We start from the raw sequence: 26045 nt of genomic DNA, 5'->3' as shown, positions 1-26045 counted from the left end.
CGGGATGGTTGACGACAATGTGAATCAGTGGCGACAGGTTGTGTCGCGGCATATCATACGTTGTCGTCAGATGTATAAATCGAGATGTTGGTCACAAATGGGTCAGGGCGGAGCCTGGCTCATCAGGGTCAATAGATGGCGTAAATCACGGATGATCTGCTCATGGATAAATCCGGGTGAGATCACGGTCAGGCCCGGCATCCAGGATTTGATGACGGGCAGAATTTGATTGGCATCGAGCACGCGACTGCTCAATAACAGCGCACCGTCATCGAAGGTTTTGACAATCTCCTGCTCGGGCAACAACGGACGATGCTGAAAGTTGATGGCGATGGAGGCACTGGCTTTGAGTAGCACCTCAATCATGCCGGAGCGCCAGAGCGTCGGGTCGGTATCGATCTGTCGCGCAATGAGCGCGTCACGGGTGAAGGTCTGTTGCGATAGCTCAACCAGCGCGATGGAGCTCAACGGATAGGCTTGCAACCGCCCCTCGCTGACGCCGACCAAGTGCCAGGTGCCCTTGTAGTTGACGAGCTGATAGGGGCTAAACAGTTGCTTGCGCTGGTCTTTGGTGATGAGCCAGCATTGCAGATGCTGGGTCAGTGCCTGCTCTAATACCGGTATCTGATGACTCAGTGAGTCGGCGGACTGAGCATCGAACCCCTTGATGGCGAAGAGGCTGGGGGTGCCTCTATCCAGCAGCTGACCCAGACGATGTTCACTGGCGTGGGGGAACAGGTCGGTGATACCCAATTGCTCGGCCAGCTTTCGCACCTTTCCGTCGCTCTTGTGATTGAGGAACTCCGGATCCAGCCAGTATTGCTGGCTGCGATGCTCTATCGGTAGATAACTGAGGCGTTGATTGAAATCCCGCTGCAGGGTGCGCACGGTGACGTTGTACTCGGTGGCCAGATCACTCAGGTGCAGCTTCTCACCGCTGTACAGGCGGGTGAGGAGCATACCGAGGCGCTGAGCAATCTTGTCGTGTTCGTGCATACCATCACAGAAGGGGAATAACCGTGTCGTCGATTATCCAAACAGGCCGCGACACGGCGTGACGAATTGGCTGACAGGCAGTTTTTCGCAAAACCCATCATCGGCGATGGGCTTTTGTCATCAGTAGAGGGGTTTTGTTATCAACCGGCGAGAAGCGATTGAGCGGGCCAGGAAGGGCCGTTCGGTGAGGTGTTGCTGCTTGTCCAGAGATGGACCTGAGTTGATGCTATTGAGCAGCTCAACAGTGACACCAATATCCTCCCACTGGGAGAGGTGCCGAATTATCCCTATGAATAGTTTGCGGTTTGTAGGGGAATTAGGCTGCCAATGAAGATCAGCTTATCAATCCGGTTTTGACGAACGACCGGAGCCGCCAGTGTATCCACAACGGATACACTGGCTAGAGTTCTATTTTTTCTCTTTGGGTTTCTTGGCTGAAGTTGGAGTAACAGTATTAAGCATTTTGTTTTCGAGATCGGTGTTGACCCCTCCAAATTTGGCTATGTCTGCATGTGATATGCCAAGCTGAGGGATTGTACGTGACGCTGCAGCTGCAGCTGCATCCAACAAAGCCTGTGGGACACCAAGTCCAAGCTTATGAGTTGCAGATAAAGCAGCTAAATGTGAACTTTCTAATGCGATCTCCGAAGCTCTTTGCTTCATAGTTTTTCCATTAAGCCAGCCAGCATGGCTAATATCCAATGACGATTGAATATTGGAGGTGGTCTTTAGTCTTTCCACTTCATGTTTCAAGTTTTTAATGACATTGCTACTTGCATTAATTTGTCCTTTGGAAGCTTCCAGCTCACCGATTAATCGGTCAATCGATGCCATGCTCTCCTCATTTTCTAGCTTTAGTTTTTGACTTTCATTTGTAGCAATTGCAAGTAATTCAGCTCTGCTTTTAAGTTCAACATCTAATGCTTTAACAAAGCTTCCCATCTCATCTGCACTACCAGCCAATCTGTTAAATATGTCTAGAAAGTACATGATGGTTTGTTCTTCAGAGAAGTTAGGGTATCTAACTTTATGATCTATTTCACTCCATCCTTCTTCAAAGATGGTTCTGACCTGTACTTCCGTGAATAGTTTTTTATTTAATGGTTGAGACTCAAAAATATAGTGAATGGAACGATATCCAGCTGGATGCTGCCTTTTATTAAAAATTTCGGGAACCGAATCTTGTACGTCACCAGCTCTGTAATAATAAATGGGAGCTTCAGTCACAGAGTGATTCCATCGGTCTCTTAGATATGAATCGATCTCTATATAGTCATCTTTAAATAAGTGAAGCGCTCTAATGCCGACTAAATCAGTTACTATTTCATGATAATTTTCAATGCTGATATCAAGGTAGTCTTTGTTAAAATTTTTACTATCCGGAATTCTCTTCCTGACAATCTTTTCCATTAGATGCTCAGGATCTTTTACGCGCCATCTGACCGAATGAACTTTCTTGCATCCTTGAATTACCTTGGCAAAGAATTCAGCTGATTCTTTCCGGGCATCAAATAGCGACCAGTGTTCTAACCCAATAGTTTTCAATAGTTCCCAGTCAATATTTGATTTTGTAAAATCATCTTGGGTAATCCTATTCCTATCCAGGAATGTAGGAAGATCTAAAGTGTTAATGTTAGATAGTGCTTTCATCATTTATCCCTGAAAGATTAGTAAAAATAGCCAGATGGCCCTTTTTATTTGTTTTGTGCAGCTTACTCGCAGCCTGAAATCCAGTCACGCATTATGAATGCGTGACTGGTCACATTACCAGCCGATAGCTTTTGGCTCACGGCGCAGGCGGGTAACTGCGCATGATTCTTCCTTCACAAAAGCTTTAAAGAAGAAGCATTTTACTTAAGGATCTCGCGCATTCCCGCGTTGAGCTGGCGGCCACCGTTCTCTGCATCACGGTCTTGCATCAATTTGATCGAGACCTCGTTGGCACTAATGGTGTAGGTTGCGCTGTAATTACCACACATGCTGTCGGTTACACATTCAAAAAACGGTACCGATTTATCCTTCACTGTGCGGATGATCACTGGCTTGACTTTCAAGGTATTGGTCGCCTGACTGACTAATTCCTCAAAGTCTGCCTTAGCCTGTCTGACAGAAGCAACGGAGTCGTCTTGGTACGATGCCTGGGTACCGCCGAAGGAGAACACTTTATGTTGGTAGACTGCATAGTAATACTCACCCGTAGTTGGTCGTCCTAAGAATCCCTCGCCTGCCTTGGGTTTGCCGCGAAATTCTTCATCAATGTCACTGCGCCAGTCGTAGCGTATCAGACCATCGTTGACCGCTTGGAGCGTGGTGATGGGTAGGCCGACAGTCAGGGTTTTAAAGCCCGTATTTGCGGCAATGGCGGGTGAGGCAATGAGACTGACGGCACAGGTCAAAGCAGAGAGCAGCGGGATTTTATGTGGCATGGTGACTCCTCATGTAGAGAGTTGGTTGATGTGGGGTGAATCGCCACCAGTGATGTAGACACTTCCCAGCGGGTTGCGATTCACTCTCGGTTTGCTAGCAATAATGTCAGTTACGCCTTGGCCTGACGCCACTTAGTTAGCCATCGATACTGTTCGGGATGAATGCGCAACAGCTCTGCGATAACTGCTTCACGCTTATCGGCTGTCATCCGGGTAAGAAGCGACCTGACATCCGACATAATGCTGTCACGGCCAGCGCCTCTGGCTTCCGCCTTGCAATACCACTCATGTCCCTCACTAATGTTGCCAAGCTCGATACAGACTGCACCAAGTAGTGTGCAGGGGCGAAAGTTGTTGGGTTGAAGGCGGTGAGCTTCAGCGCCCATGTTCAATGCTGCAGTATGTTCGCCACGGTCACGCATCGCACCACCATGCGTGGTGAGAATGGCGGATTTCAGCTTTGGCTGACCCTGCCTCTTGGCTGGGATGGCACTCAGCAGCGCAATCGCCTCATTCGATGCTGCGCATTTACGCAAGTGTCCGCTGGCATTGACTGCACTCCATGGGTTCTTGCTGTTGCGGTACTCCGCTAGCCAGTGATCCGCTTCGAGTCGGTTGTAGGTATGCAGAATCTCTTTTGTCTCGAACTCACGGCCATTGCTCTTGAGCCAGATGGTTTCAGTCTCCAGTAGCCGTGTACCTGCATCCAGCTTGAGAAGGATTGCCATGAGCTGTTTGAGGTGATGTGATTCGACATATCCAGTTACACCATACTTCTCCCTGAGTGCTTGGTTCTTCATCCGTGCGATGTACTTGGGGTCACTCTCACGCTGAATCCGCTCAGCCTCAAGTCGCACACTTCGGGCTTTCTGCTCGGCTTTATAACGTTCTTCATCTACAGCCTTCTGAACGGCGATCTCGCGTTGTTTCTGTTGTGCAAGCTCGTTTCGTTGCTCCTGTTCTGCTTTCCCTTTTTGGTCGAACTGCTCTTGGGAGAGTTCGCCGGTCAAGAAGCACAGCAAGGCATTCAACCCCCTGTTCAAGAGAAATTGTCTGTTTGCTGCTGATATCGTCGCGCCTTGTCCGGCAGCGACAAGGAGGCTGTGCAACCTGGCACCGCCCGTGATCGCACTGGTGATATCATCCACCCAGAATTGTTTGGCCAGTTCATGCGGGGGGAGGGACACAGAATTCTGGCCATCGGCCAGACCATTTTTGATCCGGAATTTCTGCAGGTAATCCCAAGTGGGATTTTGACTGGTCTTCTCTATATTAGCTTTGTCGTCTGGCTGAGCAGCCAAGGGCTTCGTGATTGAAGGTTGGTAGCGATGCACAATCTTTCGGCCCTTATAGTAAAGAGATTTAGAACGGCGCTGCTCCTGTTCTACCGCAGATTGGCGTCTGAACTCAGGGAGAGTCATATCGCCGTTGATAAAGTCCCTCAAGGCGTTGAGATCGTAGCTGGCTAGAATGTCGTAGCGGGGCGAAGTCAGAGGCTCATTCCTGAATATGGCTACGAGCAAACTATGGAGGTTATCGCCTATCGATAGGGCAGCAGGAATGTCATCGACACCGTAATAAGTTGCGAGATCCATGGGCGAGATAGACATCGAGCACACTCCTTGTGCAAAAAAAGAATTAGTACAATAGCGCCGCTGGCTTTTTACCCGCAATGGGTGGCTTCAAATTCATCGCTGCGAATCCCCCTGTATTCCTCTATACCCCAAGAGCTTCAATCTGAGGGGCATTCAAGGGGGGGAGGGATAGACTTGCTGACTGATGGAATATCAGTTGGCAATGAAGATCTCTTAGCCAGCCTTGGCAACGTCCCGTACTTTTTGCTCTACCTGGTGCGCGATGGCCTGGATCTGGGCCAGTTCAAGTGAGCCAGCCCTAAATTGGGGGAGTTGCTTGGGGAGTGCAGCGGCACTGACGATGTAGGGGAAGGTGATCTTCTGGCGTAAATCCACAAACCAGCCAGGTAGAACCAGAACGCCACCTACCGGGACTTCGGTCCCAGTTGCACTGTTGAGCCAGTTACGCACAGTGGTGACGTTACGGCGGACCTGTTCGAGCGGCGCTTTTTCAACATGGTTTGGGAAGTGAAGCGCATCATTTTCGACCCGAACCTTGAACTGTTTTTCTCCATTGTTGATGGGTTTGGAGCGACCCTTAGTCTCGATGACAAAGACCCCGTTAGGGCAGATGATCAAATGGTCGATGTTGAATCCATCAAACGGGATATCGTGGTAAACTCGATAGGGGTGCTGTTGGGGCCTAACTATTTGGTCCAACTTCTGGCCAACTGCCAGCTCACAGGAATAACCCAGCTTGAGGGGCTGAACCTTGCTGGCCATTTTGTAAGTTTTGGTTGTGCCATAGATAAAGATACCCAGCATGACGACCCCGGAAATCAGCATCACAGTCGTGCTCATGGCCCTCTTATCGATATAGCTCTGTAACAAGAGGTAGAACCCGACCATCATCATGATCAATGGTGTGAATAGCATTTGGGAAAAGAGGTCTATCTGCAGGTCCTGGATTTGCTGTTGCAGGGTGTGACCCGCTGGCCTGAGCAGGTCGGCGGTCAACGGGCTGACCCGATGTGAGCGAAGCCTTTTTCTTATTAACAAGATGATCCCGACAGATAAGAATATTGGGCACAAGAACAAGCCAGTAGTTGCCAGAACAGATACCGCGAGCGACGAGAATTCCATTTCATGCGTCTTTTTGGGGATGTGGTGAGCTCAGGTTAGCTGACCTATAGGAGTCTATCCATTGGGATGTGGGGCAAGTATCACAGTATCTGATTATCCCCAATGGAGATCTTACACCTTGTGGTGTTAGTGAGATAAAACAGAGAGTTACTGCGCCTCCTTTGTGCGCAAATGGGGTTCGTTGCGCTTGGGTTTACTTGGCTGGTTATATGTTTACTGATGCGACCCGGAAGCTGGGCGGCTGTAGCAACTCACTCGGTGGCCTTAGCAAGCAGTCCTATGACAACACTTCCCAATGCCCACCCTTGCGCGGACCAACAAAGCGCAATCGCCCCGCTTTAACTAATGCGGCAGCTGCTCGCTCCACCGTGCTGGTCGATTTGCCTATTCGCTCGGCTACTTGTGTCAGGGTCAGGGCAGGCTCGCTCGCTAAGAGCGCCAACACTGCATCCGGTGTTTTTGCCCGCATTTCTACCTTCATTTCTACCGGCGTTTCTACCCTCACTTTTTCTGGCGGGGTGGGCTGAGATGTCGGCTGTGCGGTAATCGCTTCGGCCAACGCATCTCGCAGCGCCTCTAGCAGAAACAGAATAAAATCGGTGCAGTCACTCAGCCTGTCGGCCTGACTTAATTGGTGGTAGTAGTGCTCTTGGCGCTCTTTGATGATCGCTTCCACCGGCAGGAAGGCCATCACTGGTTGCCAACGGCTCAAGATCACCGTTTGCCACAAGCGACCCATACGGCCATTTCCATCGGAAAAGGGGTGGATAAACTCCAACTCGTAGTGCAAGGCACAAGAGGCAATCAAGGGATGGGCCTCTGTTTCTGCCAACCATTGCATCAGTTGTTCCATCAGGCGTGGAACCTGAGTCGCGGGGGGAGCCATATGCACTAATTGCTCACCCCGATAGATGCCGACCCCACTGCTACGCCATTGCCCTGCGTCATCGCATAACCCGTGCATCAAGCGTCCATGGGCCCTGAGTAAATCCGCAGGAGAGGTTGGTGCCCAAGTCGACATTGTTTCATAAGCGGCAAAAGCATTGCGCACCTCCTGGATCTCACGGGGCAGACCCAACACAGGTTTGCCGTCGATCACTGCCGTGACTTGATCCAGGCTCAGGGTGTTGTGCTCGATAGCCAGGGATGCCTGGATGGTGCGGATCCGGTTTTCCCGGCGCAGCATGGGCACTTGCGAACTCTGCGTCGAGCGCCATTGCCCCACCAATTCTGCGATCTCCGCCACCCGGCTCAACATGGCGTGGGTCAGGGTGAAGGGAGGGGAATAGGCTGCCATGGGGGACTCCGACTGAAACGATTGCAAATGCGAAGGCTCAGAGATTATCAGATCGGGGGCAAGACCAACACGGCGGCGTATCTTTGCGAATTCTGTGATAAGCGGTATGCGATGTTCTATGACGGGGTGCGATTTGTTGCGAACTTGCGGTGTTACTCGCTCCATCTGCTTGCTATTTTATGCAATGAGATGCGAACGAGGCCCCTTGATTTAAAATCCCTCGACGTTCGCGTCGTGCCGGTTCGATTCCGGCCTCGGGCACCATTAAGATTAAAGAAAAAAGCCTTTCAGATTAAACAGATACGACGCCTCATGGCGTCGTTTTTGTTTCTGCTTCCCAGCGTTTTCCCTCTCTCGCTTTTCCTTTCTTGTTCATTTCTTGTCTAAGCGACTTACTACTTCCTGCTACTCGTTGCGAACAACCTGCGCTTCGCCCCAACTGTAGTGGTCTAATCATCCCGGACACCATTTTAGGTGGTACAGTCGCCACCATGATCAGAGGTGTTCAATGACAAGACTACGTCGCTCATTTACTGCTGAATTCAAACTCGAAGCCGCATCCTTGGTGCTCTACCAAGGCTATTCCGTCTCCGAAGCCAGCCGTTCACTGGATGTTGGCGAAACCGTGCTTCGTCGATGGGTTCAGCAGCTTCAATCCGAACGAATTGGCACCACTCCTATCAGCAAGGCTCTGACCCCAGAGCAGTAGAAAATCCAGGAACTGGAAGCCCGTATCAACCGACTTGAACGTGAAAAAGCCATTCTAAAAAAGGCTACAGCTCTCTTGATGGCGGACGAACTCGAACGTTTGCGCTGATAGACCGATTAAGGGAGCAAACCCCCACCACGCTGGTCTGTTGCGCTTTCGGTATTCCAACTTCCTGTTTCTACGACTATCAGGCTCGTACCCGCACCATTGACCGTGAACAAGTGTAGTAAAAAAGTGTGCTGCGACGCCTGTTCAACGAGAGTCGGGGTTCAGCTGGCAGCCGGGCCTTGATGTCGGTGATGCGGGAGCTGGGGCATCAGATTGGCCGGTTCAAGGTGCGTCGCCTGATGAAAGACGCGGGGCTGGCGTCCAAGCAACCCGGCGCTCATGCCTACAAGGTCGCCCGGGCTGAGCGACCGGATATCCCGAATCTGCCGGCGCGTGAATTTGCTGCCCCGCAACCCAATCAGGTGTGGCGTGGCGATATTACTTACGTGTGGGCGGGTGGCCGCTGGCATTACCTAGCCGCGGTGCTCGACCTCCACACCAGACGGGTCGTGGGCTGGGCGATGTCTGGCAGACCTGATGCTGACTTGGCCGTGAAAGCGCTCGAGATGGCGTATCAGCAATGGGGTTGTCCGTCCGGTGTGTTGTTTCACTCCGACCAGGGGAGCCAATACGGCAGTCGGGCATTTCGGCAACGGCTGTGGCGCTATCGCATGACACAGAGCATGAGTCGGCGTGGCAACTGCTGGGATAACGCGCCAATGGAGCGGCTGTTCAGGAGCCTCAAGACGGAATGGCTTCCGACCACGGGGTACATGAGCCTGCGAGAAGCGAAGCGAGATATCAGTTATTACCTAATGGATTACTACAACTGGCGGCGTCCGCATCAATACAATGACGGGGTACCGCCAGCAGAAGCCGAAAATCGGCCTAACCGAGTGTCCGAATTTAGTTGACCACTACACTTTACACTGAAGAACAGTTAATTAAGGCAGCCAGAGAAGCAGCATTATATGGTGCTCAACATGTTAAAATGCAGAGACTGGATGTATTAGATGCCGTGATCTTGCACTCGTCCAAGATCGAGGCGGCAGAAGCCAGACTTATTAAGTTAGTAGAAGAGGAGGTGACATTAGAGATTCGAATTGCGGAAGTAGATTGGCCCCTTGAAGATCCAGACACTTCGCCCCTCTTAACTTAAGAGGTAGTCTTGGAGCTATGTTCAGTACTAGTCACAACGAGAAGATGGTCGAAGTGTTAACAGGGGCCGAGCGCCGTCGACGCCGGACTCCACAAGAAAAGATCGCCATCGTGCAGCAGACCTTTGAGCCCGGGATGACCGTCTCTCATGTTGCTCGCTTGCACGACGTCAACGCAAACCAGCTTTTCAAATGGCGTAAGCAATTCCAAGAAGGGTCTCTCACGGCGATCACCGCCGGTGAGGATGTTGTTCCTGCTTCCGAGTTGGCTGCTGCCATCAAGCAGATCCGAGAGCTTCAGCGTCTGCTCGGGAAGAAGACCATGGAGAACGAGATCCTCAAAGAAGCCGTGGAGTATGGTCGAGCAAAAAAATGGATTGCGCATGCGCCCTTGTTGCCGGGGGACGACGATTAAGTGCTGTGAGCCAGGCTCTTAATGTATCGCGTGCGCAGCTATCCGTTCGTGTTCATCGAAAACCGGGTTGGCAAGATGGTCGTCATCATCGCCAGCGTGATGATGCAGCCTTACTTGGCCGTATCATGGAGGCGATGGCAGAGCTTCCCTCCTATGGCTATCGCCGGGTCTGGGCGCTGTTACGGCGTCAGTCTGAGGCAACAGAACAACCTGTGGTAAACGCTAAGCGGGTATATCGCGTCATGCGCGAACATGGCTTGCTGCTGGAAAGAAAACCAGCTGCACCATTGGCCCAGCAGGCACATAAGGGGCGTGTTGCCGTCAAGGAGAGCAATCGACGGTGGTGCTCAGATGGCTTCGAGTTTCGCTGCGATAACGGTGAAAAACTACGTGTCACGTTCGCCATGGATTGCTGCGATAGGGAAGCGTTGGACTGGGCGGCCAGTACTGGGGGTTACGATAGTGACACTGTGCAAGATGTCATGCTGAGGTCTGTCGAACATCGCTTTGGGGATTCGTTGCCGGCATCACCGGTGGAGTGGCTGACTGATAATGGCTCGGCGTATCGAGCCCATGAGACCCGCGCGTTTGCACGAGAAATCGGGTTGGAGCCCAGAACGACAGCAGTGAGAAGCCCACAGAGTAACGGTATAGCGGAGAGCTTCGTGAAGACGATGAAGCGAGACTATATCGAGATGATGCCAAAACCGGATAGCCGAACAGCGGTAGGCAATTTGGCTATCGCGTTTGAGCATTATAACGAGCACCACCCGCACAGCGCCTTGGGATACCGTTCACCACGGGAATTTCTGCGCAGTCGGGTATCACAACCCTAAGCGGGAAAAAGTGTCTGGACCTATGGGGTCAAATCCAGCTACTTCATCCTCTACGCGGGGCAGATGACGGTGATGTAGCCGTTGTCCCGGCAAAGAACAGAGTAAATCGCAGGCAAACAAAAGGCGGGATCTTCCCGCCTTTTTTATTGTTGCCAGCCGGCTTGGTCAGATCAGCGCGCGCTGCTCGAGGCGCTGCTCGCCGGGGCGGCAGATCAGCACCGAGCCCTGCTCGAACCAGTCCCCCAGCACGATGCGCCGCGCCGGATGACCGTCGAGGCGGAAGTCGTGGATGGCGGGTCTGTGGGTGTGGCCGTGGATCATCATCCGGCAGTCGTGCTGGCGCAGCATCTCGTCCACCGCCGCCGGGGTCACGTCCATGATGGTCTGGCTCTTGTGGGCATTTTCCATCTGGCTCTGGCCACGCATCTTGTGGGCGATGGCCTGGCGGCGCGCAAGCGGCAGGCGCAGGAACAGCCAACGCAGCCACTTGAGCTGGGTGATGCGGCGAAACTTCTGGTAGCCCTCATCCAGGGTGCAGAGCAGATCGCCGTGGCTCAGCACCACCCGCTCGCCGTAGAGTTCGATGACGCACGGATCCCCCAGCAGGGTCATGCCGGCGCGCTTGGCAAAGGCCTGACCCAGCAAGAAGTCGCGGTTGCCATGAATGAAGTAGAGGGGCACCCCCTGCTGGCTCAGGGCCGCAAAGGCGTCGGCCACCTCGCCGTGGAGGGGATTGGGATCATCGTCGCCAATCCAGAATTCAAACAGATCGCCCAACACGTAGAGGGCATCGGCGCCGGGGGCGTCGTGCGCCAGAAAGCGCACCAGGGCGGCGGTCATGTCGGGCCGCTGGGCACACAGGTGAATGTCGCTGATAAAGAGGGTGCTCATGAGAAAGTGCGCTGGGCCCTGTTGAGGTGGCTGGAAGTGGAACTGGTATTGGTATTGGAGCTGGAAGTGAAGTGGGGGGCCGTCGTCCTCGGCTGCCACGCCAGTGGGGCAAGCTCGCCGCCCTCCAGGGTGAGCAGCGCGGCATACGGGTCGCCGGCAAGGCCCAGCAAGTGGCACATGGCCGCTTCCCCTTTGAGCCCTTCATCAAGACGCAGGCGCAGCACTTGGTGATAAAACGCCGCGCCGAACTGTTCAAGCAGGGCGGCCATCAGGCTGAGGTGGCGCCAGCCGTTGAGGCGCTCGAGGGGATCCGGAGTGAGGTAGAGCTCAAGGGGCCAAGGGTGGCCATCGGTGCCGGTGACGGTCTGCTCGGCGAGCCAGATGTCAGCGCCCTTTTGCGCAACCCGCCAGCCCTGGGTTGCCAGCGCCGCGGCAAACGTGGCCGGCTCCGGATGCTGGCAGACGATATCGAGATCGCTGCCGGGTCGGTCGAGCCCGATGGCGACCGTGCTCACCAGCGCCAGGTCGCTGCACTGCGCTGTCAGCGCATCCCACACCCCGGCCGTGAGCAGGGCATAGGCCGAGCGTTGGCGTGGGTTGCCGTGGGCCAGGTAGTCGAGACGGCGCCAGTCGATGGGGCCGGCCTTCGCAGATGGAAAAACTGCGGCCGGGGCCGCAGTCAGTTCATCTCGCAGAAGGCAGAGATCACTCGGCAAGGGTCACCTTGGTGATCACGACGTCTTCGGTCGGCACGTCCTGGTGGATGCGGCCGTAGTTGCCGGTCTTGACGCCCTTGATCTTGTTGACCACGTCCATGCCGGCGGTCACTTCACCGAACACGCAGTAGCCGAAGCCCTGGGTGGTGGCGGATTTGAAGTCGAGGAAGTCGTTGTTGTTCACGTTGATGAAGAACTGGGCGCTGGCAGAGTGCGGCTCCATGGTGCGGGCCATGGCGATGGTGCCGACCTTGTTGGACAGGCCGTTGGCCGCTTCGTTCTTGATGGGGGCGCGGGTGTCTTTCTCTTCAAAGCCAGGGGCATAGCCGCCGCCCTGGATCATGAAGCCGTCGATGACGCGGTGGAAGATAGTGTTGTCGTAGTGACCATCACGGCAGTATTGCAGGAAGTTGGCCACGGTTTCCGGGGCTTTTTCAGCGTTCAGGGTGAGGGTGATGTCGCCGTGATTGGTGTGCAGAGTGACCATGATATGTCCTTTCATTTGATGCGGGCGACCAGGTGCCCGCAGGTGTATGGCATAAAGTGGTGGCAATTCTAGCCCATCAAGGCCCTGCGGCATAGATGGTGCGCCTGATCCGGCACGTTTTCTGCCTCGTTTTCTACGCGGGATGCGGGTAGAATGGCAGGCCATTTTACTCACAGGCAGTGGTCATAAGATGCTGAAGATATACAACACACTCACTCGTCAAAAAGAAGAATTCAAACCTATCCACCCGGGCAAGGTGGGCATGTATGTGTGTGGCGTCACTATCTACGATCACTGTCATATCGGCCACGGCCGCACCTTCGTCGCCTTCGACGTGGTGGCCCGTTACCTGCGCTACAGCGGCTATCAGCTCAACTACGTGCGCAACGTCACCGACGTGGACGACAAGATCATCAAGCGCGCCGCCGAAACCGGCGTCACCTGTGACGACCTGACCGAGCGCCTGATCGGCGACATGCACGCCGACTTCGATGCCCTCGGCATGGTGCGCCCGGACGTCGAGCCGCGCGCCACCCAGCACATCGGCGAGATCATCGAGCTGGTGCAATCCCTGCTGGATAAAGAGCACGCCTACGTGGCCGACAACGGCGATGTGATGTTCATCGTCGACTCCTACGCCGACTACGGCAAGCTCTCCGGTCAGGATCTGGAACAACTGCAGGCCGGTGCCCGGGTCGACGTGGTGGATGCCAAACGCAATCCGCTCGACTTCGTGCTGTGGAAGATGTCCAAGCCCGGCGAGCCGACCTGGGACAGCCCCTGGGGCCCGGGCCGTCCTGGCTGGCACATCGAGTGCTCCGCCATGAACTCCAAGCACCTTGGCAACCACTTCGACATCCACGGCGGCGGCTCCGATCTGCAGTTCCCGCACCACGAGAACGAGATTGCCCAGTCCTGCTGCGCCCACGGTGGCGACTACGTCAACACCTGGATGCACAGCGGCATGGTGATGGTGGACAAAGAGAAGATGTCCAAATCCCTTGGCAACTTCTTCACCATTCGCGACGTGCTGGCGCACTACGACGCCGAAACCGTCCGTTACTTCCTGATGTCTGGCCACTACCGCAGCCAGCTCAACTACTCGGAAGACAACCTGAAGCAGGCCCGCGCCGCACTGGAGCGCATGTACACCGCCCTGCGCGATCTGCCGGCGGCCGCTGCTGCCGGTGGTGACGAGCAGGTGGCTCGCTTCAAGGAAGCGATGGACGACGACTTCAACACCCCGGAAGCCTACTCCGCCCTGTTCGATCTGGTGCGCGAGATCAACCGCCAGAAGGGTGAAGACATGGCCGTTGCCGCTGCGCTGGGCGCCCGTCTGCGTGAGCTGGGCGCCGTGCTCGGCATCCTGCAGCAGGATCCGGATGCTTTCCTCAAGGGTGATGAAGCGGACGAAGAGGTCGCCGAAATCGAGCAACTGATCGCCCAGCGCAATCAGGCCCGTGCCGACAAAAACTGGGCCGCGGCGGATGCCGCCCGCAACCGTCTCACCGAGATGGGCATAGTGCTGGAAGACAGCGCCGGCAAAACCAGCTGGCGCCGTGCCTAAGGCCGGTGGCGCTGCTCGCGCCAATCGGTTGAGCCAATAAAAAAACCGCAGCCTTAGGGCTGCGGTTTTTGTTTGTGCCTCTTCCCTCGACACTTTTTAAGCCTCTGCGCTCTGCTTAAGCCCCGGTGGTCTGCGCTCTGATCCCCTCTCCCCTTGTGGGAGAGGGCCAGGGTGAGGGGGCTAACCTCTTTGACTCGCCAGTCTGGCTGATGTGGCTCAGCGTCAAAGAGACGAGGGCCTTGCCCTCGAAGGGGTTTCGCCTGCCCTTCGGGCTGGGGCGAGTGACTTTTGAAAGACCAAAAGTCACCAAAAGTCTTCTCCCCCGGCAAACCGCCCGCTTCGCGGGTTCCCTCGTCTCGTCCAACGGGTCGGACGGAGCGCCGCAGACGGCACATCCCTGTGCCGGCTGCGGCTGCGCCATCATCCCTGATGGCGCTCCTGACCCGTTGAACTCGGCTCGGCGGTTTGCAGGGGGAACCAATACCGTGCCCGCCCGTGGCTTTAGTGTTCATGCTGACCGCCTTTTCCGCTGAAAGGGGAGAGCAGTGCAAGAGGGGAAATAAAAATACAAACCGCAGCTCAAGGCTGCGGTTTTTTTGTTTGAGTGAAAATACCATTCTCGATGGTGTTTTACTGCTGCAGCGCTGTTTGGCAAGTGACTTTTGGAGACCAAACAGAATTAGCCAACGGAAAATATTTTGTTGGTTTCCGTTCTAATCTTTAGTGCCTATCACACTGTAGGTACCGAATAGATAAATGTGAAATCTATGATTGAGGGGGGGATTAAAACTCAACAGGTGTGTTTGAAAAAATATCTTTAAGCTGCTCAGCTTGTATCGCTCTGAGAATTTCATCACATTTCTCTTCATGTTTAGTTTTAGAGTTTCTAGGTATGAAGTTTACGTTATGTTGTTTTAAAGTCTTAAAGACAGCATTTTCCTCTATTTCTTGGTACGGTGCATTAATTATTCCCTTGAAATACAATTGATATAGCAGTAGCCAATAGTTATCTTTAGTATATAGATCTGATGATATTAATTTGTTTGTAAAATTAATAATTTTATCGTTGTATTCATTTTGCTCTAACAATAGAGATAATGCGGCACAATCTTGGCTTTTTATAATTTTATCTGCAGTTTCTTCATCGCATATTAAATTATGTTTCAACATTATGTGTAATGGCCAGCACATACCATCTGACCGTCTTGAAAGTGCATTAACATCGATTATCCTATTCAGTTGCTCTAGTATCTGTTCAGCAGGATAGTTTGTTAGGTCAAGGATTCTATCAATTAAGGGAACTAAAACGGGGTAGTGCCAAGATAAATTTATAACAGAATCTAGTAAGTTGATTGCAGCATAATCATCAATGTGATTAAGAATGATGCTTATGGCATATTTCAACACGCTACCATCAGGCGTCGTTTTATTTAAACGAATCGCTTGATTTATGAATGTCAACGTTTCTGATGTTGTTAATTTATTTTCACCGTCGTGTTCATTGGCCAATCTGCTAGGGAGGAATGAAATTAATGTTAATATCCATTCATCTTCTGTTGGCGCTGGTAATGTCTCAATCCATGTTTTTTTTAAGTTTAGGGTGAGTTTGTAGATAGATAAGTAATTTTCTAGATCCAATATGAAGTCATTAGCATGTTCATTTGTATCACAATAGCATGTGTAGTCATCGATATACCTTATGAAGTGATATCCTTTTCGATTTAGCGCTTCATCTACAGATTGTAAAATAACCTCTACCAAGATACTTGATGTAGCAGGGCCAATTGGTATACCTTGAGTTTCATTTCTTTTGGTTCTTCTTTGATGAAAATCTAGATCTTCAGGCCAAGATTTTTTCTCGTTGTCTTTAAGTCGTCTTTTAGATTCTTCAACACCAACAATGGCCCATGGAATTGCATGTGTGTATATACTGTGAAAACAATTGCTAATATCAGCATGTACTCTAAAACGCTTTGTAAACTCAGCACATAGGGCTCGTCTAATTTTTTCTGATGGATCGTCGTAATTCATGACGAGTAGGCGCTTTTCATTGTGATGAAAAGTTGGCTTTATTTGGCTGCAATGGTTTTTGGTTATTTTTCTTATTTCATCCCAATTCTCGTGAATACAGTTTGCAAGATGTGAGTAAGCTTTTGGATTAATAATTCCAAGTAATCTAGGAATGTTATTGAATCTTGTTGAGCGATACTCTGTAAGACTATACCCTAAAGTTTTTCTTACTTTTGCTGCTGGTAATTTAACGAGAGAAGTCAGGACTTCTGGAGTAAACTGTCTAGAGTCAAATGATGGAGGTAGTTCACTTAACCCTAATCGTTGATTGGGGAAATAATTGTATCTAGAAAGAGCCTCAATAAGTAATCTTTTTTCTTCTTGGCCACCTTCAATAAACATATTGAGTTTCCTGTATAAATAGGGGACGTAGGTTAGATTAGCGAAGCGTAATCGTGAGTTCGAGAAGTATTTGTGAACGTGGCTGATACTCACTGTCCGGAATTTAATATAACGCCCAATCCCCGATAGGAAGGTACAGTCGCTTGCTACTGTACTTGTTTTAAGTTTTTAGCCGATAAAATTATGTCAATTGTACTTGTTATCTAGGTGCGACAATTTGGTTTAGCCATACGGTGGGCGAGAGGCTGAATCAGAGATAACAGTTCTCCTGATCATTGTCCAGAATAGACAGTGGCTGTTAACTGCTTTCGGGGCTGAAGGTTCGGGCTGCCCCTGTTGTTCGCCGAGATGAGAGCACAAAGTCAGGACGAAGGCCATTGCTTTTTCAATGCTAGCAGCAACAAGCCTTAGCTATCATAAATAGCATTGAATTAATGATTATGAATACGTGCAGTCTGATAGACTATTTATTAAGTTTTCTGTTTTTCCTTTCAGCTAGTTCATTAAGTTCGTGTTCGATTAACTGAAACCAGGTTTTATCTACGCGCTCGAAAGTATTCTCTTCATGCAAATATTTTACCAGTCGGCCCTCTTCATTATAACAATAGACATTGGCATCAGCCCAAACTTTGAGAACTGGAATTACATTGTGCCCCAACTCTTTGAATTGTTCTGCTGCTATATGTATATTCATCCATTCAGGAGCGTCTTCGCTATAAGCGTAAGAATAAACACCTCGTAAAAACTCCCAAAATGGTGCTACAGCCAATACTTCTGCATATGGCCACAACTCTTCTTTAACCTCTATAAAAAATCCACCTAGCGCTCCCATTGCATGAGAGATATAGTCATCTGGAAATTTAATTCCATATTTCTCTCCAAGTGTTATTACCTCATTTTTTGTCGGAGCCTGATCTCCTGCCGCAACAATGTAATAATCATCATCCCAGATTCCCAGTATCAGTTCTCTCGTTTTGTCTGTTACGTTAACCATTGTTTATTGTCATCCTGTTAATATTGTCTTTAGAGGCATGGTTAAATTAGTGAAGCGTAATTGGGCATTGTGGAAATAAGGTTATGCGTCGTTTGTTGTATTCAAATTTATTTTTCACCCACTTAATCATGTAGATTTCACTTGTTGCATAAGTGCGACCATTTGACCTTGGGGCTGATGGGGTAGGTTTTCCCCCTGTTGTTCGCCGAGGTGAGCCCGTTTGTCCAGGCCGCGAGGCAGGACGCCGAGCGAGCGGCGCTGGGCCAGGGGCCAAATCGGAATTGGACGAGCAACGCTCGCCCCGGTTTGGCGCAAGGACAAGGATGTCCGCAGCGGACTTTGACCGACGCCAGGGATGGTGGAGGTCAAAGCCCATCGGCGCGTGCCGTGTGACAAACGGGTGAACCGAGGGAACCCGACGCAGGAGGGCGAACAAGTGGGGGTGGCCTTTCTTTTGGTTCTTCGCGGGATCTTGGGGAAGTGGAAGTTGACAGACAGGGTGCTGGTAAACTGGCTGTCTCCAAACACACCACCACCATCACCCTGCTGTCGCCGTGCATCATATTGATATTGCCTCCTTCTGGCCAGGTTATACCGTCATCGCCCAAGCGCTTTCTGCCAACCATCACACCCTGTTTACCCTTGAGCCTCGCGCCGACCTGTTGCCCCGTTGTCGCCGATGCCTGCAACCCACGCCATTGATCCACGACCAACGTATCCGCCGGGTGCGTGAGCGAGACCTATTTGACCGACAAGTCTGGTTACAACTGCCTGTTCGCCGCGTCGACTGTCTGCGCTGTGGTCGCGTCAGTGAACATATCGACTGGCTCCCCTCTGGCTCCCGCCTCACCCGGCGCATGCAGTGCTGGATTGAAGCGCTCGTTCAGTACCTCCCCATCCGCCATGTCAGCCAGCTCACCGGGGTCGGTTGGCACACCATCAAGGAGATCGACAAGCGCCGTTTGCAGACCAGTGTGGGCACCATCGAACTTGGGGAGGTGCGGCGGCTGGTGATGGATGAGTTTGCCCTGCACAAGGGACACCGCTATGCCACCGTGATCATGGATGCCGAGCGAACCCGCGTCCTGTGGGTGGGGCACGGCAACAGCCGGGCCGCTATCCGTCCCTTCTTCGAGCAGCTCGGCGAGCGATGCCAGCAGATTGAGGCGGTGGCGATGGACATGAACACGGCGTTCGACCTGGAGGTGAAGCAACACTGCCCGCAGGCGGAGGTGGTCTACGACCTGTTCCACGTGGTGGCTCGCTATGGCCGAGAGGTGGTGGACCGGGTGCGAGTGGAGCAGGCGAATGCACTGAAAAGCGATAAACCGGCGCGAAAAGTGGTCAAAAGTGCGCGTTGGTTGCTGCTACGTAATCGGGCGAAGCTGAGTGAAAAACAGGATGTGAAGTTGCAGGAGCTGTTGGCGGCGAATCAACCGCTGGCGATGGTGTACGTGCTGAAAGAGGCGTTGAAGGGCATCTGGTATGCGCCGAGCGTGTGGGAAGGATGGCGACGATGGCGGAGCTGGATGCGGCAGGTGAAGGAAAGCGGGCTAGCGCCGCTGCAACGATTTGGTCGAAATTTATCGAAATATATGCGGGGGATCCTGGCGAGTGCAAACTACCCGATGCACACGAGTGTGCTGGAAGGGGTGAACAACAAGATCAAAGTGATAAAGCGTATGGCATATGGATTTAGGGACTCAGAATACTTTTTTCTGAAAATCAAGGCGGCCTTCCCCGGAAAGCCGCGATGAACCTTTCTTTTGGTGACTTTTCTTTGGCCACGCAAAGAAAAGTCACTCGCCCAGCCGCGCAGCGGCGGCGAAACCCCATCGAGGACGGAGTCCTCGTGTCCTGCACGGCGAAGCCGTGCCAATCAGGGTGGCTAGTGACCCCTCACCCTAGCCCTCTCCCGCAGGGGGAGAGGGGATTGTTCCCCAGTGCAATGCGCTCCGCTTATTGCACCCTACCTGTCTCCCACAAGGGGAGAGGGGATCGTTCCCCGGTGCAATGCGCTTCGCTTATTGGCACCCTACCTCTCTCCCGCAAGGGGGAGGGGATGGTTACCGCGGACGATTACGCTGCGCTAATCGACCCTACAGGCTTATTGCACCCTGCGCCTCGTCCCGTGGTGGGAGAGGCAACTCTCCCGCTGCTTGGTGCCCCATCTTCTGGAATGCTAGGATGCCCAACCGTCCTTTATCCAACCCTTATCAGTTATGGCAAACCGGCTCGTTGGCAGTAAAAACAGGATCACTCGGGCAGGGCGCTGGCTCGCAACCCGTGGCGCCGCGCTCTTTGCCGAACTCTCGGAGTTTCAGCAGCGCATCTGGGTGGTTAGCATAGTGAACGACACCTACACGGATACCTTTATCGTCAACGAAGGCAGCTTCGAGGAGCCCATGCAGTGGATGCGGCGCAAGCAGTACAACGCCGACATGCTGCAGCGGGTCGATGCCATGCAGCGCTCCCAGGTGATCCAGGTTGAGCTGGGTGACGTCCGCCATCGCCTGATGCGGGTCAAATAACCCGGATCGCGCCGAGCCGTATTTGGCGTTGGGCCAAACAGGGGGGTGGGCTCACAGACCGCACCTATCTGTCAAAGACGCTGCCGCCCCTGACTGTCGCCGCCACCTTGCGCCCTTGACCATCCATGAATACTCGGGGCCAACAGGGGCCGATGGTCATCTTACGGAACCCGCCTCGGCGGGGCCATCCAAATCCATGAAATTAGTGATGCAACTATCAGAATTAAATGGTTTTTCTCCTTTGCTGCAAAGTGGCAACCGGTGGTTGACCCGCGGCCGGGGTGTGATGGAAGATGAGCGCCGCGCCCGGCTGATGAGCGCCAGGTGCCATCATGGGCCCAACCTTCGACAGCATTCGCGCCACAGCCAATGACGCTGCCGACAGGTGCCCGCTGCCCTCAATAGGGGCGGTCACCACGGCTCAGATTTGGCCGACTTTGCGTTGGCTGCAAACGGAGCGCGTTACCGGACAATCGAGGGTCGTTCGACGACAAAGGCCGCCAAAACCGCAAAAATTGTGCCACGGCGGGGGCGCGCGGCTTGTGAAGGGCCCCCGGGGTTGGCTATCGTTTCAGCAATAGACATGCAAGCAGGGAGGTGTGCATGGACAGAATATTGCAGGCGTTGTCGCTGCAAGTGACCGGGGCGCGGGATCTGGAGAGCCTGACCCGCCCGCTGCTGGAGATGCTCGAGACGGTCACCGGGCTCGAGTCCACCTATCTGACCGAAATCGACCTTGGTCACGACACCCAACATATCCGCTTTGCCCGCAACGCCGCCGACTTGCAGATCCCCGAAGGGGCCTCGGTGGCCTGGGGCGATACCCTCTGCCGACGGGCCCTCGACGAGGGGCGTTTCTACACCGACGATGTGGCGAGCTGCTGGGGAGATTCCCAGGCGGCGCAGGCGCTCGGCATTCGCACCTACCTGAGCTGCCCGGTACGCACCCCTTCGGGCTCCCTCTATGGCACCCTGTGCGCCGCCAGTGCCAAACACAAGCCGCTGACGGCGGGATCGGATCACCTGATCGCCTTCTTTGCCCGGTTGATCGCCGAGCAGGTGGAGCGCGAACAGCTGCTGCAGCAGTTGCAGCAGGCCAACCACGAGCTGTCGCGCCAGGCGCTGAGCGACCCGCTGACCGGGCTGCCCAACCGGCGGGCGCTGATGCATGAGCTCAACCGGCTGTTTTCACTGGCGGAGCGGGTCGAGCATCCGCTGCTGCTCGGCTTTATCGATCTCGACGGCTTCAAGGCGATCAACGATACCCACGGCCACGACACCGGCGACCTGCTGTTGCAGCGGGTGGCCGGGGCGCTGTCAACCGTGCTGCGCGGCAGCGATCTGCTGGCGCGGGTGGGGGGCGACGAGTTCGTGGCGGTGGGGATGGGGCCGCAGTGCGGCGAAGAGACGCGGGAGGCGGCGGTGCAGGGCTTTCAGCGCCGGCTGTTCGAGGCGAGCCTGGTGCAGCTCGAGGTGCCCGCCGGCCTGCTGCACTATCCCGGCGCCAGCGTGGGGGTGGTGGCCATCGATCCGGCCAGCAGCACGGTGGACGAGGCGCTCAGGCTGGCCGATGCCTGCATGTACGAGGTCAAGCGCCAGCGTCGGCGGCCGAGCTGACTGCGCAGGCGAGACAAGCAAGCAAAAGGGGCCCCGGCGGGCCCCTTTTTCATGCCACCCCTCAGCGGGCGGGGAAGTACTTGGCCTGGATCTGCTGGAACTCGCTGCTGGCCAGCACCTGGGTCAGGCCGCTCTGGAACTCCTTGACCAGCTCGTCGCTCACCGGGTGGCTGAAGGCGAAGCAGAACTGCTCCGAGCTCAGCATCCAGAACACCTTGAACTGGGCGGGATCCAGCTGCTGGGAGGCGATCAGATCCAGCATGGTGGTTTTGTTGGTGGAGATGAGATCGACCCGGCCTGAGGTGAGCATCTTGAGCGCCTGGGGCAGGCGGTTGGCGGTCATGATCTTCTGCTCGTCAAAGCCGTTGTTGAGCAGCAGCTGTTCCCCCACGTCGGCCCGCACCGCCCCTATGTTGTACTTTTCGGCATCCTCCAGCTTGGCGATGTTGACCGGGCTCTTGGCCAGCCCCATCAGCACGATCTCGGCATAGCCGATGGGGCAGGCCCACTTGAACAGCGGATCCCGCGCCTCGGTGCGGGCAGTGGAGAAGAGTACCACGTTGGGTTTCTGGGTCAGCAAGTAGTAACCCCGCGCCCAGGGCATGATGGTGATGGGCTGCTGCGGGGTGTTGGTCTTCTGCCATACCTGCTGCAGCAGCTCGACGGCAAGCCCGGTGGGGGCGCCGGATTCGTTGGAGAAGTTGTAGGGTTTGTACTCTTCGGTGAGGTAGTGCAGCTTGCCAAGCTCCGGGCTGGCCTGGGCGAGGGTGACAAACGCGAGTGCGGCGAATCCAATCCATTTTTTCATGTTGGCCATCCTGGTGGGGTGTAGCGTCATTCTCAAGTGTTATCAAAGCCCGCCAAATCGCCACTCGCCGTGCACTGGTGGCGAGAGGTACCGGGCCTTCTCAGGGGGCGGGCAGGTATTTGAGCCGCAGCCCCTGATATTCCGAAGAGGCGAGCGCCTGGGTGAGGGCGCGCTGGAACTGCTTGATGACGCCGTCATCCACCTGGCGACTGAAGGCGTAGCAGAGCTCCTCGGCATCCAGCACGAAGGCCACCGTGAAATCATTGACATCGAGCTGCAGCGCCTTGATGGCGTCATAAGCCGCCAGCTTGCCGGTGGCCAGCAGATCGGCGCGGCCCGACACCAGCATCTTCAGCGCCTGGCTCAGCCGGTTGGCGGAGATGATGCGGCTCTCGTCCATGCCGCGATTGAGCAGCAATTGTTCGGAGGCATCGGCGCGCACGGCGCTGATGCGGTAGTCGTTGATCTGCTCGACGGCGCTGAGGGTGAGGGGGCGGCGCTTGTGGGCCAGCAGCACGTACTCGGAGTAGCCGATGGGGCACACCCACTTGAACAGGGGGTCGCGGGTGTCGGTGCGGGCGGTGGAGAAGAGCACCACGTTGGGTTTCTGGGTCAGCAGGTAGTAGCCTCGCGCCCAGGGCAGGATGCGAATGGGCTGGGCGGGAGTCTGGGTGCGCTGCCAGATCAGTTGCAGCAGCTCCACCGCCAGCCCGCCGGGCTGACCGCTCTGGTCGGTGAAGTTGTAGGGGGGATACTCCTCGGTCAGGTACTCCAGCTTGCCGAGCTCGGCCTGCGCCGTGCCAAGGCATGACAACAGCAGCAGGCAACCGCAAAACCTTATCCTCATGGGCATTCCTTGGCGTAGCGCGGGCGATCCATCTTGCCCTAGTGTGGGCAAAAAAGCCTGATATTGCCAGTAGTTACCAGCGCGCTCTGGTATTTCCCACCGGTTTCAACTGCTCATCGCGAAGCCCCACCAAGAGCGCCTTGCCGCTCTCCTGCAGGCGAAATTCGCCGTAGCGCGCCGCCTCGTACTGCTCGCCGGTGCCCTCTTCGAAGAAGTAGGCGTCGGGGCCGATGAGCCACTGGCCGTCGCTGCGGCGCACCTGCAGCCGCCGCTGATCGCGGGCCAGCTGATCCGGCTTGCCCCCTTCCACCCAGCTGGCGACCTGCTGCTCGTCGAGGCGGATCACCAGGGTGTCGGCGGGGGCCTCATCTTGTTGCCGGTTGCCAAGCTGGCGGGCCAGCTCGTAGTTGAGGCGCATGTAATCCCCCTGCATCAGGGAGCGGGGGTCGACCGGGGCGAGGCGCAGCAGCACCACCTCGCCGCTGCTCATGGCGCGCTCGTAGCGCCAGACGGTGACGTTGATGGCCGCCAGGATGGCGAGGCCGGTCAGCAGCAGGGCGAGTCGTCTCATGAGGGGCTCCGCAGGCTCAGCCGTTTGAGCAGCTGGCGGGCGCCGAGCAGCAGCGCGCCCGAGCCCAGCAGCAGCCAGGATTTGGTCATCAGGGTCAGCCCCAGATCGTAGTAATAGAGGGAGCCAAAGCCGACCAGCAGCAGGCCGGCCAGGGTCATCAGACCGACGCTGCCGGCATAGAAGCCGAGTACCAGCACCAGGGCGCCGGCCCCCATGCCGGGGATGAGGGCGCTGATCAGCACCAGCGGTAGCCCGTACAGCAGCGGCAGTTTCAGCCGGACCATCAGCCCCAGCAACAGGGCGGCGCAGAGCAGCGGGTTGAGCCAGAGCGGCAGGCGGGAGTGGCCCAGTTCGTCGAGCATGCTGGCGCCGCCGTCCCACAGCGGGTGGTGCAGGCGCCCCAGCACCAGCAGGGAGAGCGCCAGCCCCAGGGTGAGGGATTCATAGAGCTGATGGCGCAGTGGATCGCGCTCTGCCTGCAGCCAGCAGAGGGCCACCGCCGTCATCACCAGCGGCAGGGCCAGCAGTTGCAGGCCGAGGCAGGCGAGGCCAAGGGTGAGCAGGATGGCGGCGGCGAAGCTGTGAAACAGCCGGATCAGCCAGTGCTCGAACAGGGCGGCGATGGCCAGCGACAGCAGGGCGAGGCCGAACCAGAGCGGGGCCGAGTGCAGATCCAGCCGATCGAGCAGGCCGTAGAGCAGCCAGGCGTCGCCGGCCAGCGCCAGCGCCAGCACGAACTGATCCCACAGATCGCTGCGGGTGGCGAAGCGGTTGAGGCAAAAGGCGATGACCATCAGCACGATGCCCATCAGCAGGGCGCTGTCGGCATCCCGGGTGAGCTGGGAGAACGACATGAACAGGAAGAACAGCAGGAACAGGGCGGCAATCCAGCCCACCATGCCGAGCAGAAAGCGGCTCGACCAGTGGGGCTGGTCGTCACGGGGGGCATCCCCTTCCACCAGCTGGGCCTGTTGCAGTCGCTGCCAGGGGGTCAGATCACTCATGGGGCCTCCGTTGTTGTTGCAGCCAGCGGCTGGCCGCCACCGACAGGCCGATGGCGATGAGGCAGAGCAGCAGGAAGCCGTCGACGTCCGGCTCCATCCATTTGCCGAGCGCCGTCAGCAGCACCACGATGAGGCTCAGGCAGCCCATGGCGAGCCCGGCGATGAATCTGTGGTGCCAGCGTAGGTAGGCGGCCGCCAGCCAGCCGAGCCAGGCCGGCCAGACCCAGGGGGAGGCGACATCGAACAGCGCCAGCAGGGTCAGCAGGGTAACGCCGAACCCGGCGGCCAGCCCCGCCAGCCAGGAGGGCATCAACCGGTAGTGAGCAGGCACCAGCAGCAGTATGCCCCAGAGGGCGGCGTTGAACAGGGTCAGGCACCAGCCGAGGGCCTCCTCGTTGAAGGCGAAGAAGAAGTTGAACAGGCCGAGCCGCCAGTAGAGTACCAGCGCCAGCTGGCCGAGCAGCCAGCTCAAGGTCCACAGCAGCGGGCTCTGGCCGAGTGCCGCCAGCGGCAGCAGCATCAGCGCCCAGGTGGCGAACAGCTGCCAGGGATCGGCGCCGGTCTGGTAGGTCTGTCCCACCAGCGCCAGCAGGGCGCCGATGTTGAGGGCGATGGCGAGCAGCAGCGCCTGGCGCTGGCTGTCGGCAAGGGGCTTGCGCCACAGCAACAGCAGCATGGCGAGCAGCGGCAGCTCCAGCAGCGCGAGGCGCGAGAGGCGGCCCAGCTCCTGCCAGTTGAAGGCGACGAAGAACACCAGGCCGGCGCCGAGGCACAGGCTGCCAAGCCAGAGCAGCAGCCGATCGAACAGCCACTGCCAGCGGGCAGGGCCGGGGGGCAGCTCGCACAGGGCGAGGGCGGCGGGCAGGCTGGCCCGCTCGAGGCGTCCACGCCTGACCCAGTCGAACAGCGTCTGTCTTGAAGTGAAGTGCATGGGATGCTCCATCAGGTTTGCCGCATTATGCCACGGCCATGGCGCCGATTGGCAGCCCCCGTCTGCGG

General features: G+C 55.5%; 21 protein-coding genes and 1 pseudogene. 6 read left to right on the top strand and 16 right to left on the bottom strand.

Features of this window, described 5'->3' with window-relative positions; all coding sequences use genetic code 11:
- Positions 1-102 precede the first annotated feature (102 nt).
- The 6 genes from ACPW75_RS11645 to ACPW75_RS11620 form a co-directional block, all read right to left on the bottom strand.
- Positions 103-996, bottom strand: coding sequence for a helix-turn-helix transcriptional regulator (locus ACPW75_RS11645; RefSeq protein ID WP_118880886.1), 894 nt, complete (start codon positions 994-996; stop codon positions 103-105).
- Between the two features lie 408 nt (positions 997-1404).
- A complete protein-coding gene (locus ACPW75_RS11640; protein WP_118880887.1) occupies positions 1405-2649 on the bottom strand; it encodes a hypothetical protein in 1245 nt (414 codons plus the stop codon).
- A 197-nt stretch (positions 2650-2846) separates the two neighbouring features.
- On the bottom strand, positions 2847-3422 hold the full coding sequence (locus tag ACPW75_RS11635; protein WP_118880888.1) for a hypothetical protein: 576 nt from the start codon (positions 3420-3422) through the stop codon (positions 2847-2849).
- A gap of 110 nt (positions 3423-3532) precedes the next feature.
- Positions 3533-5032 (bottom strand): hypothetical protein, encoded by a 1500-nt coding sequence (locus ACPW75_RS11630; RefSeq protein ID WP_240332687.1) that lies wholly within the window; start codon positions 5030-5032, stop codon positions 3533-3535.
- Positions 5033-5230: 198 nt separating this feature from the next.
- Positions 5231-6139 carry a nuclease-related domain-containing protein gene (locus ACPW75_RS11625; RefSeq protein ID WP_118880889.1) on the bottom strand — a complete coding sequence of 303 codons (909 nt, stop codon included), beginning with the start codon at positions 6137-6139 and terminating at the stop codon, positions 5231-5233.
- A 277-nt stretch (positions 6140-6416) separates the two neighbouring features.
- Complete coding sequence (locus ACPW75_RS11620) at positions 6417-7436, bottom strand: Fic family protein (protein ID WP_162901874.1); 1020 nt, start codon at positions 7434-7436, stop codon at positions 6417-6419.
- Positions 7437-7944: 508 nt separating this feature from the next.
- Between ACPW75_RS11620 and ACPW75_RS11615 the strand changes: the two are divergent.
- Positions 7945-9107: pseudogene (locus ACPW75_RS11615) on the top strand (IS3 family transposase).
- A gap of 289 nt (positions 9108-9396) precedes the next feature.
- Positions 9397-10601, top strand: a protein-coding gene (locus tag ACPW75_RS11610; protein ID WP_102948393.1) for an IS3 family transposase whose coding sequence is annotated in 2 segments (ribosomal slippage) — positions 9397-9715 and positions 9715-10601 — 1206 coding nt in all. Because the reading frame shifts where the segments join, the coding sequence is not laid out codon by codon here.
- Between the two features lie 165 nt (positions 10602-10766).
- Here the strand turns inward: ACPW75_RS11610 and lpxH are convergent.
- Genes lpxH through ACPW75_RS11595 form a run of 3 tightly spaced genes read right to left on the bottom strand, consistent with a single transcriptional unit; the run spans position 10767 to position 12695 of the window.
- Positions 10767-11492, bottom strand: a complete 726-nt coding sequence (gene lpxH / locus ACPW75_RS11605; protein ID WP_118880891.1) for a UDP-2,3-diacylglucosamine diphosphatase — start codon at positions 11490-11492, stop codon at positions 10767-10769.
- Entirely contained in the window at positions 11489-12208 is a 720-nt protein-coding gene (locus ACPW75_RS11600; RefSeq protein ID WP_118880892.1) for a DUF4269 domain-containing protein, read from the bottom strand. Before ACPW75_RS11600 ends, lpxH begins: the two co-directional genes overlap by 4 nt.
- Positions 12198-12695 (bottom strand): peptidylprolyl isomerase, encoded by a 498-nt coding sequence (locus ACPW75_RS11595; RefSeq protein WP_005302674.1) that lies wholly within the window; start codon positions 12693-12695, stop codon positions 12198-12200. Before ACPW75_RS11595 ends, ACPW75_RS11600 begins: the two co-directional genes overlap by 11 nt.
- 190 nt (positions 12696-12885) lie before the next feature.
- Here ACPW75_RS11595 and cysS point away from each other — a divergent pair, with 190 nt between their 5' ends.
- The gene (gene cysS / locus ACPW75_RS11590; RefSeq protein ID WP_017782367.1) at positions 12886-14262 is read left to right on the top strand and encodes a cysteine--tRNA ligase; all 1377 of its coding nucleotides are present in this window, start codon (positions 12886-12888) and stop codon (positions 14260-14262) included.
- Positions 14263-15045: 783 nt separating this feature from the next.
- Here cysS and drt4 read toward each other — a convergent pair.
- Together drt4 and ACPW75_RS11580 are read right to left on the bottom strand one after the other, a co-directional pair.
- Positions 15046-16674 (bottom strand): antiviral reverse transcriptase Drt4, encoded by a 1629-nt coding sequence (drt4, locus tag ACPW75_RS11585; RefSeq protein WP_118880894.1) that lies wholly within the window; start codon positions 16672-16674, stop codon positions 15046-15048.
- 463 nt (positions 16675-17137) lie between these two features.
- The gene (locus tag ACPW75_RS11580; RefSeq protein WP_162901875.1) at positions 17138-17668 is read right to left on the bottom strand and encodes a hypothetical protein; all 531 of its coding nucleotides are present in this window, start codon (positions 17666-17668) and stop codon (positions 17138-17140) included.
- A 554-nt stretch (positions 17669-18222) separates the two neighbouring features.
- On the opposite strand from ACPW75_RS11580, the gene ACPW75_RS11575 reads away from it, so the two are divergent.
- The 3 genes from ACPW75_RS11575 (at position 18223) to ACPW75_RS11565 (ending at position 21816) form a co-directional block, all read left to right on the top strand.
- Positions 18223-19425 carry an ISL3-like element ISAeme19 family transposase gene (locus ACPW75_RS11575; RefSeq protein WP_084865641.1) on the top strand — a complete coding sequence of 401 codons (1203 nt, stop codon included), beginning with the start codon at positions 18223-18225 and terminating at the stop codon, positions 19423-19425.
- Positions 19426-20016: 591 nt separating this feature from the next.
- Entirely contained in the window at positions 20017-20199 is a 183-nt protein-coding gene (locus ACPW75_RS11570; RefSeq protein ID WP_240332694.1) for a hypothetical protein, read from the top strand.
- A 603-nt stretch (positions 20200-20802) separates the two neighbouring features.
- Positions 20803-21816, top strand: coding sequence for a GGDEF domain-containing protein (locus tag ACPW75_RS11565; protein WP_029300013.1), 1014 nt, complete (start codon positions 20803-20805; stop codon positions 21814-21816).
- 61 nt (positions 21817-21877) lie between these two features.
- Here the strand turns inward: ACPW75_RS11565 and ACPW75_RS11560 are convergent, their stop codons facing one another.
- From ACPW75_RS11560 to ACPW75_RS11540, 5 genes are all read right to left on the bottom strand, one after another.
- Positions 21878-22624: a substrate-binding periplasmic protein gene (locus ACPW75_RS11560; protein ID WP_011706560.1), complete on the bottom strand. Its 747-nt coding sequence runs from the start codon at positions 22622-22624 to the stop codon at positions 21878-21880.
- A gap of 100 nt (positions 22625-22724) precedes the next feature.
- Positions 22725-23471, bottom strand: a complete 747-nt coding sequence (locus tag ACPW75_RS11555) for a substrate-binding periplasmic protein (RefSeq protein WP_118880895.1) — start codon at positions 23469-23471, stop codon at positions 22725-22727.
- Between the two features lie 73 nt (positions 23472-23544).
- A complete protein-coding gene (locus ACPW75_RS11550; RefSeq protein ID WP_118880896.1) occupies positions 23545-24042 on the bottom strand; it encodes a GDYXXLXY domain-containing protein in 498 nt (165 codons plus the stop codon).
- The gene (locus tag ACPW75_RS11545) at positions 24039-25046 is read right to left on the bottom strand and encodes a DUF4401 domain-containing protein (RefSeq protein ID WP_118880897.1); all 1008 of its coding nucleotides are present in this window, start codon (positions 25044-25046) and stop codon (positions 24039-24041) included. Before ACPW75_RS11545 ends, ACPW75_RS11550 begins: the two co-directional genes overlap by 4 nt.
- Complete coding sequence (locus tag ACPW75_RS11540; RefSeq protein ID WP_118880898.1) at positions 25039-25977, bottom strand: DUF2157 domain-containing protein; 939 nt, start codon at positions 25975-25977, stop codon at positions 25039-25041. The genes ACPW75_RS11545 and ACPW75_RS11540 overlap by 8 nt, the downstream gene beginning before the upstream one ends.
- Positions 25978-26045 lie beyond the last annotated feature (68 nt).

The organism is Aeromonas sp. FL131 (assembly GCF_049860615.1).
GTDB classification, from domain to species: Bacteria; Pseudomonadota; Gammaproteobacteria; order Enterobacterales; family Aeromonadaceae; genus Aeromonas; species Aeromonas hydrophila.
The sequence above is the reverse complement of the archived record's forward strand: the minus strand, read 5'-3'. Positions and strand labels throughout refer to the sequence as shown.

What these genes read in the sequence shown, in the direction of transcription:
- ACPW75_RS11645 (WP_118880886.1), bottom strand. Translation starts at nt 996, where the DNA reads ATGCACGAACACGACAAGATTGCTCAGCGCCTCGGTATGCTCCTCACC.
- ACPW75_RS11640 (WP_118880887.1), bottom strand. Translation starts at nt 2,649, where the DNA reads ATGATGAAAGCACTATCTAACATTAACACTTTAGATCTTCCTACATTC.
- ACPW75_RS11635 (WP_118880888.1), bottom strand. Translation starts at nt 3,422, where the DNA reads ATGCCACATAAAATCCCGCTGCTCTCTGCTTTGACCTGTGCCGTCAGT.
- ACPW75_RS11630 (WP_240332687.1), bottom strand. Translation starts at nt 5,032, where the DNA reads ATGTCTATCTCGCCCATGGATCTCGCAACTTATTACGGTGTCGATGAC.
- ACPW75_RS11625 (WP_118880889.1), bottom strand. Translation starts at nt 6,139, where the DNA reads ATGGAATTCTCGTCGCTCGCGGTATCTGTTCTGGCAACTACTGGCTTG.
- ACPW75_RS11620 (WP_162901874.1), bottom strand. Translation starts at nt 7,436, where the DNA reads ATGGCAGCCTATTCCCCTCCCTTCACCCTGACCCACGCCATGTTGAGC.
- lpxH (WP_118880891.1), bottom strand. Translation starts at nt 11,492, where the DNA reads ATGAGCACCCTCTTTATCAGCGACATTCACCTGTGTGCCCAGCGGCCC.
- ACPW75_RS11595 (WP_005302674.1), bottom strand. Translation starts at nt 12,695, where the DNA reads ATGGTCACTCTGCACACCAATCACGGCGACATCACCCTCACCCTGAAC.
- cysS (WP_017782367.1), top strand. Translation starts at nt 12,886, where the DNA reads ATGCTGAAGATATACAACACACTCACTCGTCAAAAAGAAGAATTCAAA.
- drt4 (WP_118880894.1), bottom strand. Translation starts at nt 16,674, where the DNA reads ATGTTTATTGAAGGTGGCCAAGAAGAAAAAAGATTACTTATTGAGGCT.
- ACPW75_RS11580 (WP_162901875.1), bottom strand. Translation starts at nt 17,668, where the DNA reads ATGGTTAACGTAACAGACAAAACGAGAGAACTGATACTGGGAATCTGG.
- ACPW75_RS11565 (WP_029300013.1), top strand. Translation starts at nt 20,803, where the DNA reads ATGGACAGAATATTGCAGGCGTTGTCGCTGCAAGTGACCGGGGCGCGG.
- ACPW75_RS11560 (WP_011706560.1), bottom strand. Translation starts at nt 22,624, where the DNA reads ATGAAAAAATGGATTGGATTCGCCGCACTCGCGTTTGTCACCCTCGCC.
- ACPW75_RS11555 (WP_118880895.1), bottom strand. Translation starts at nt 23,471, where the DNA reads ATGAGGATAAGGTTTTGCGGTTGCCTGCTGCTGTTGTCATGCCTTGGC.
- ACPW75_RS11550 (WP_118880896.1), bottom strand. Translation starts at nt 24,042, where the DNA reads ATGAGACGACTCGCCCTGCTGCTGACCGGCCTCGCCATCCTGGCGGCC.
- ACPW75_RS11545 (WP_118880897.1), bottom strand. Translation starts at nt 25,046, where the DNA reads ATGAGTGATCTGACCCCCTGGCAGCGACTGCAACAGGCCCAGCTGGTG.
- ACPW75_RS11540 (WP_118880898.1), bottom strand. Translation starts at nt 25,977, where the DNA reads ATGCACTTCACTTCAAGACAGACGCTGTTCGACTGGGTCAGGCGTGGA.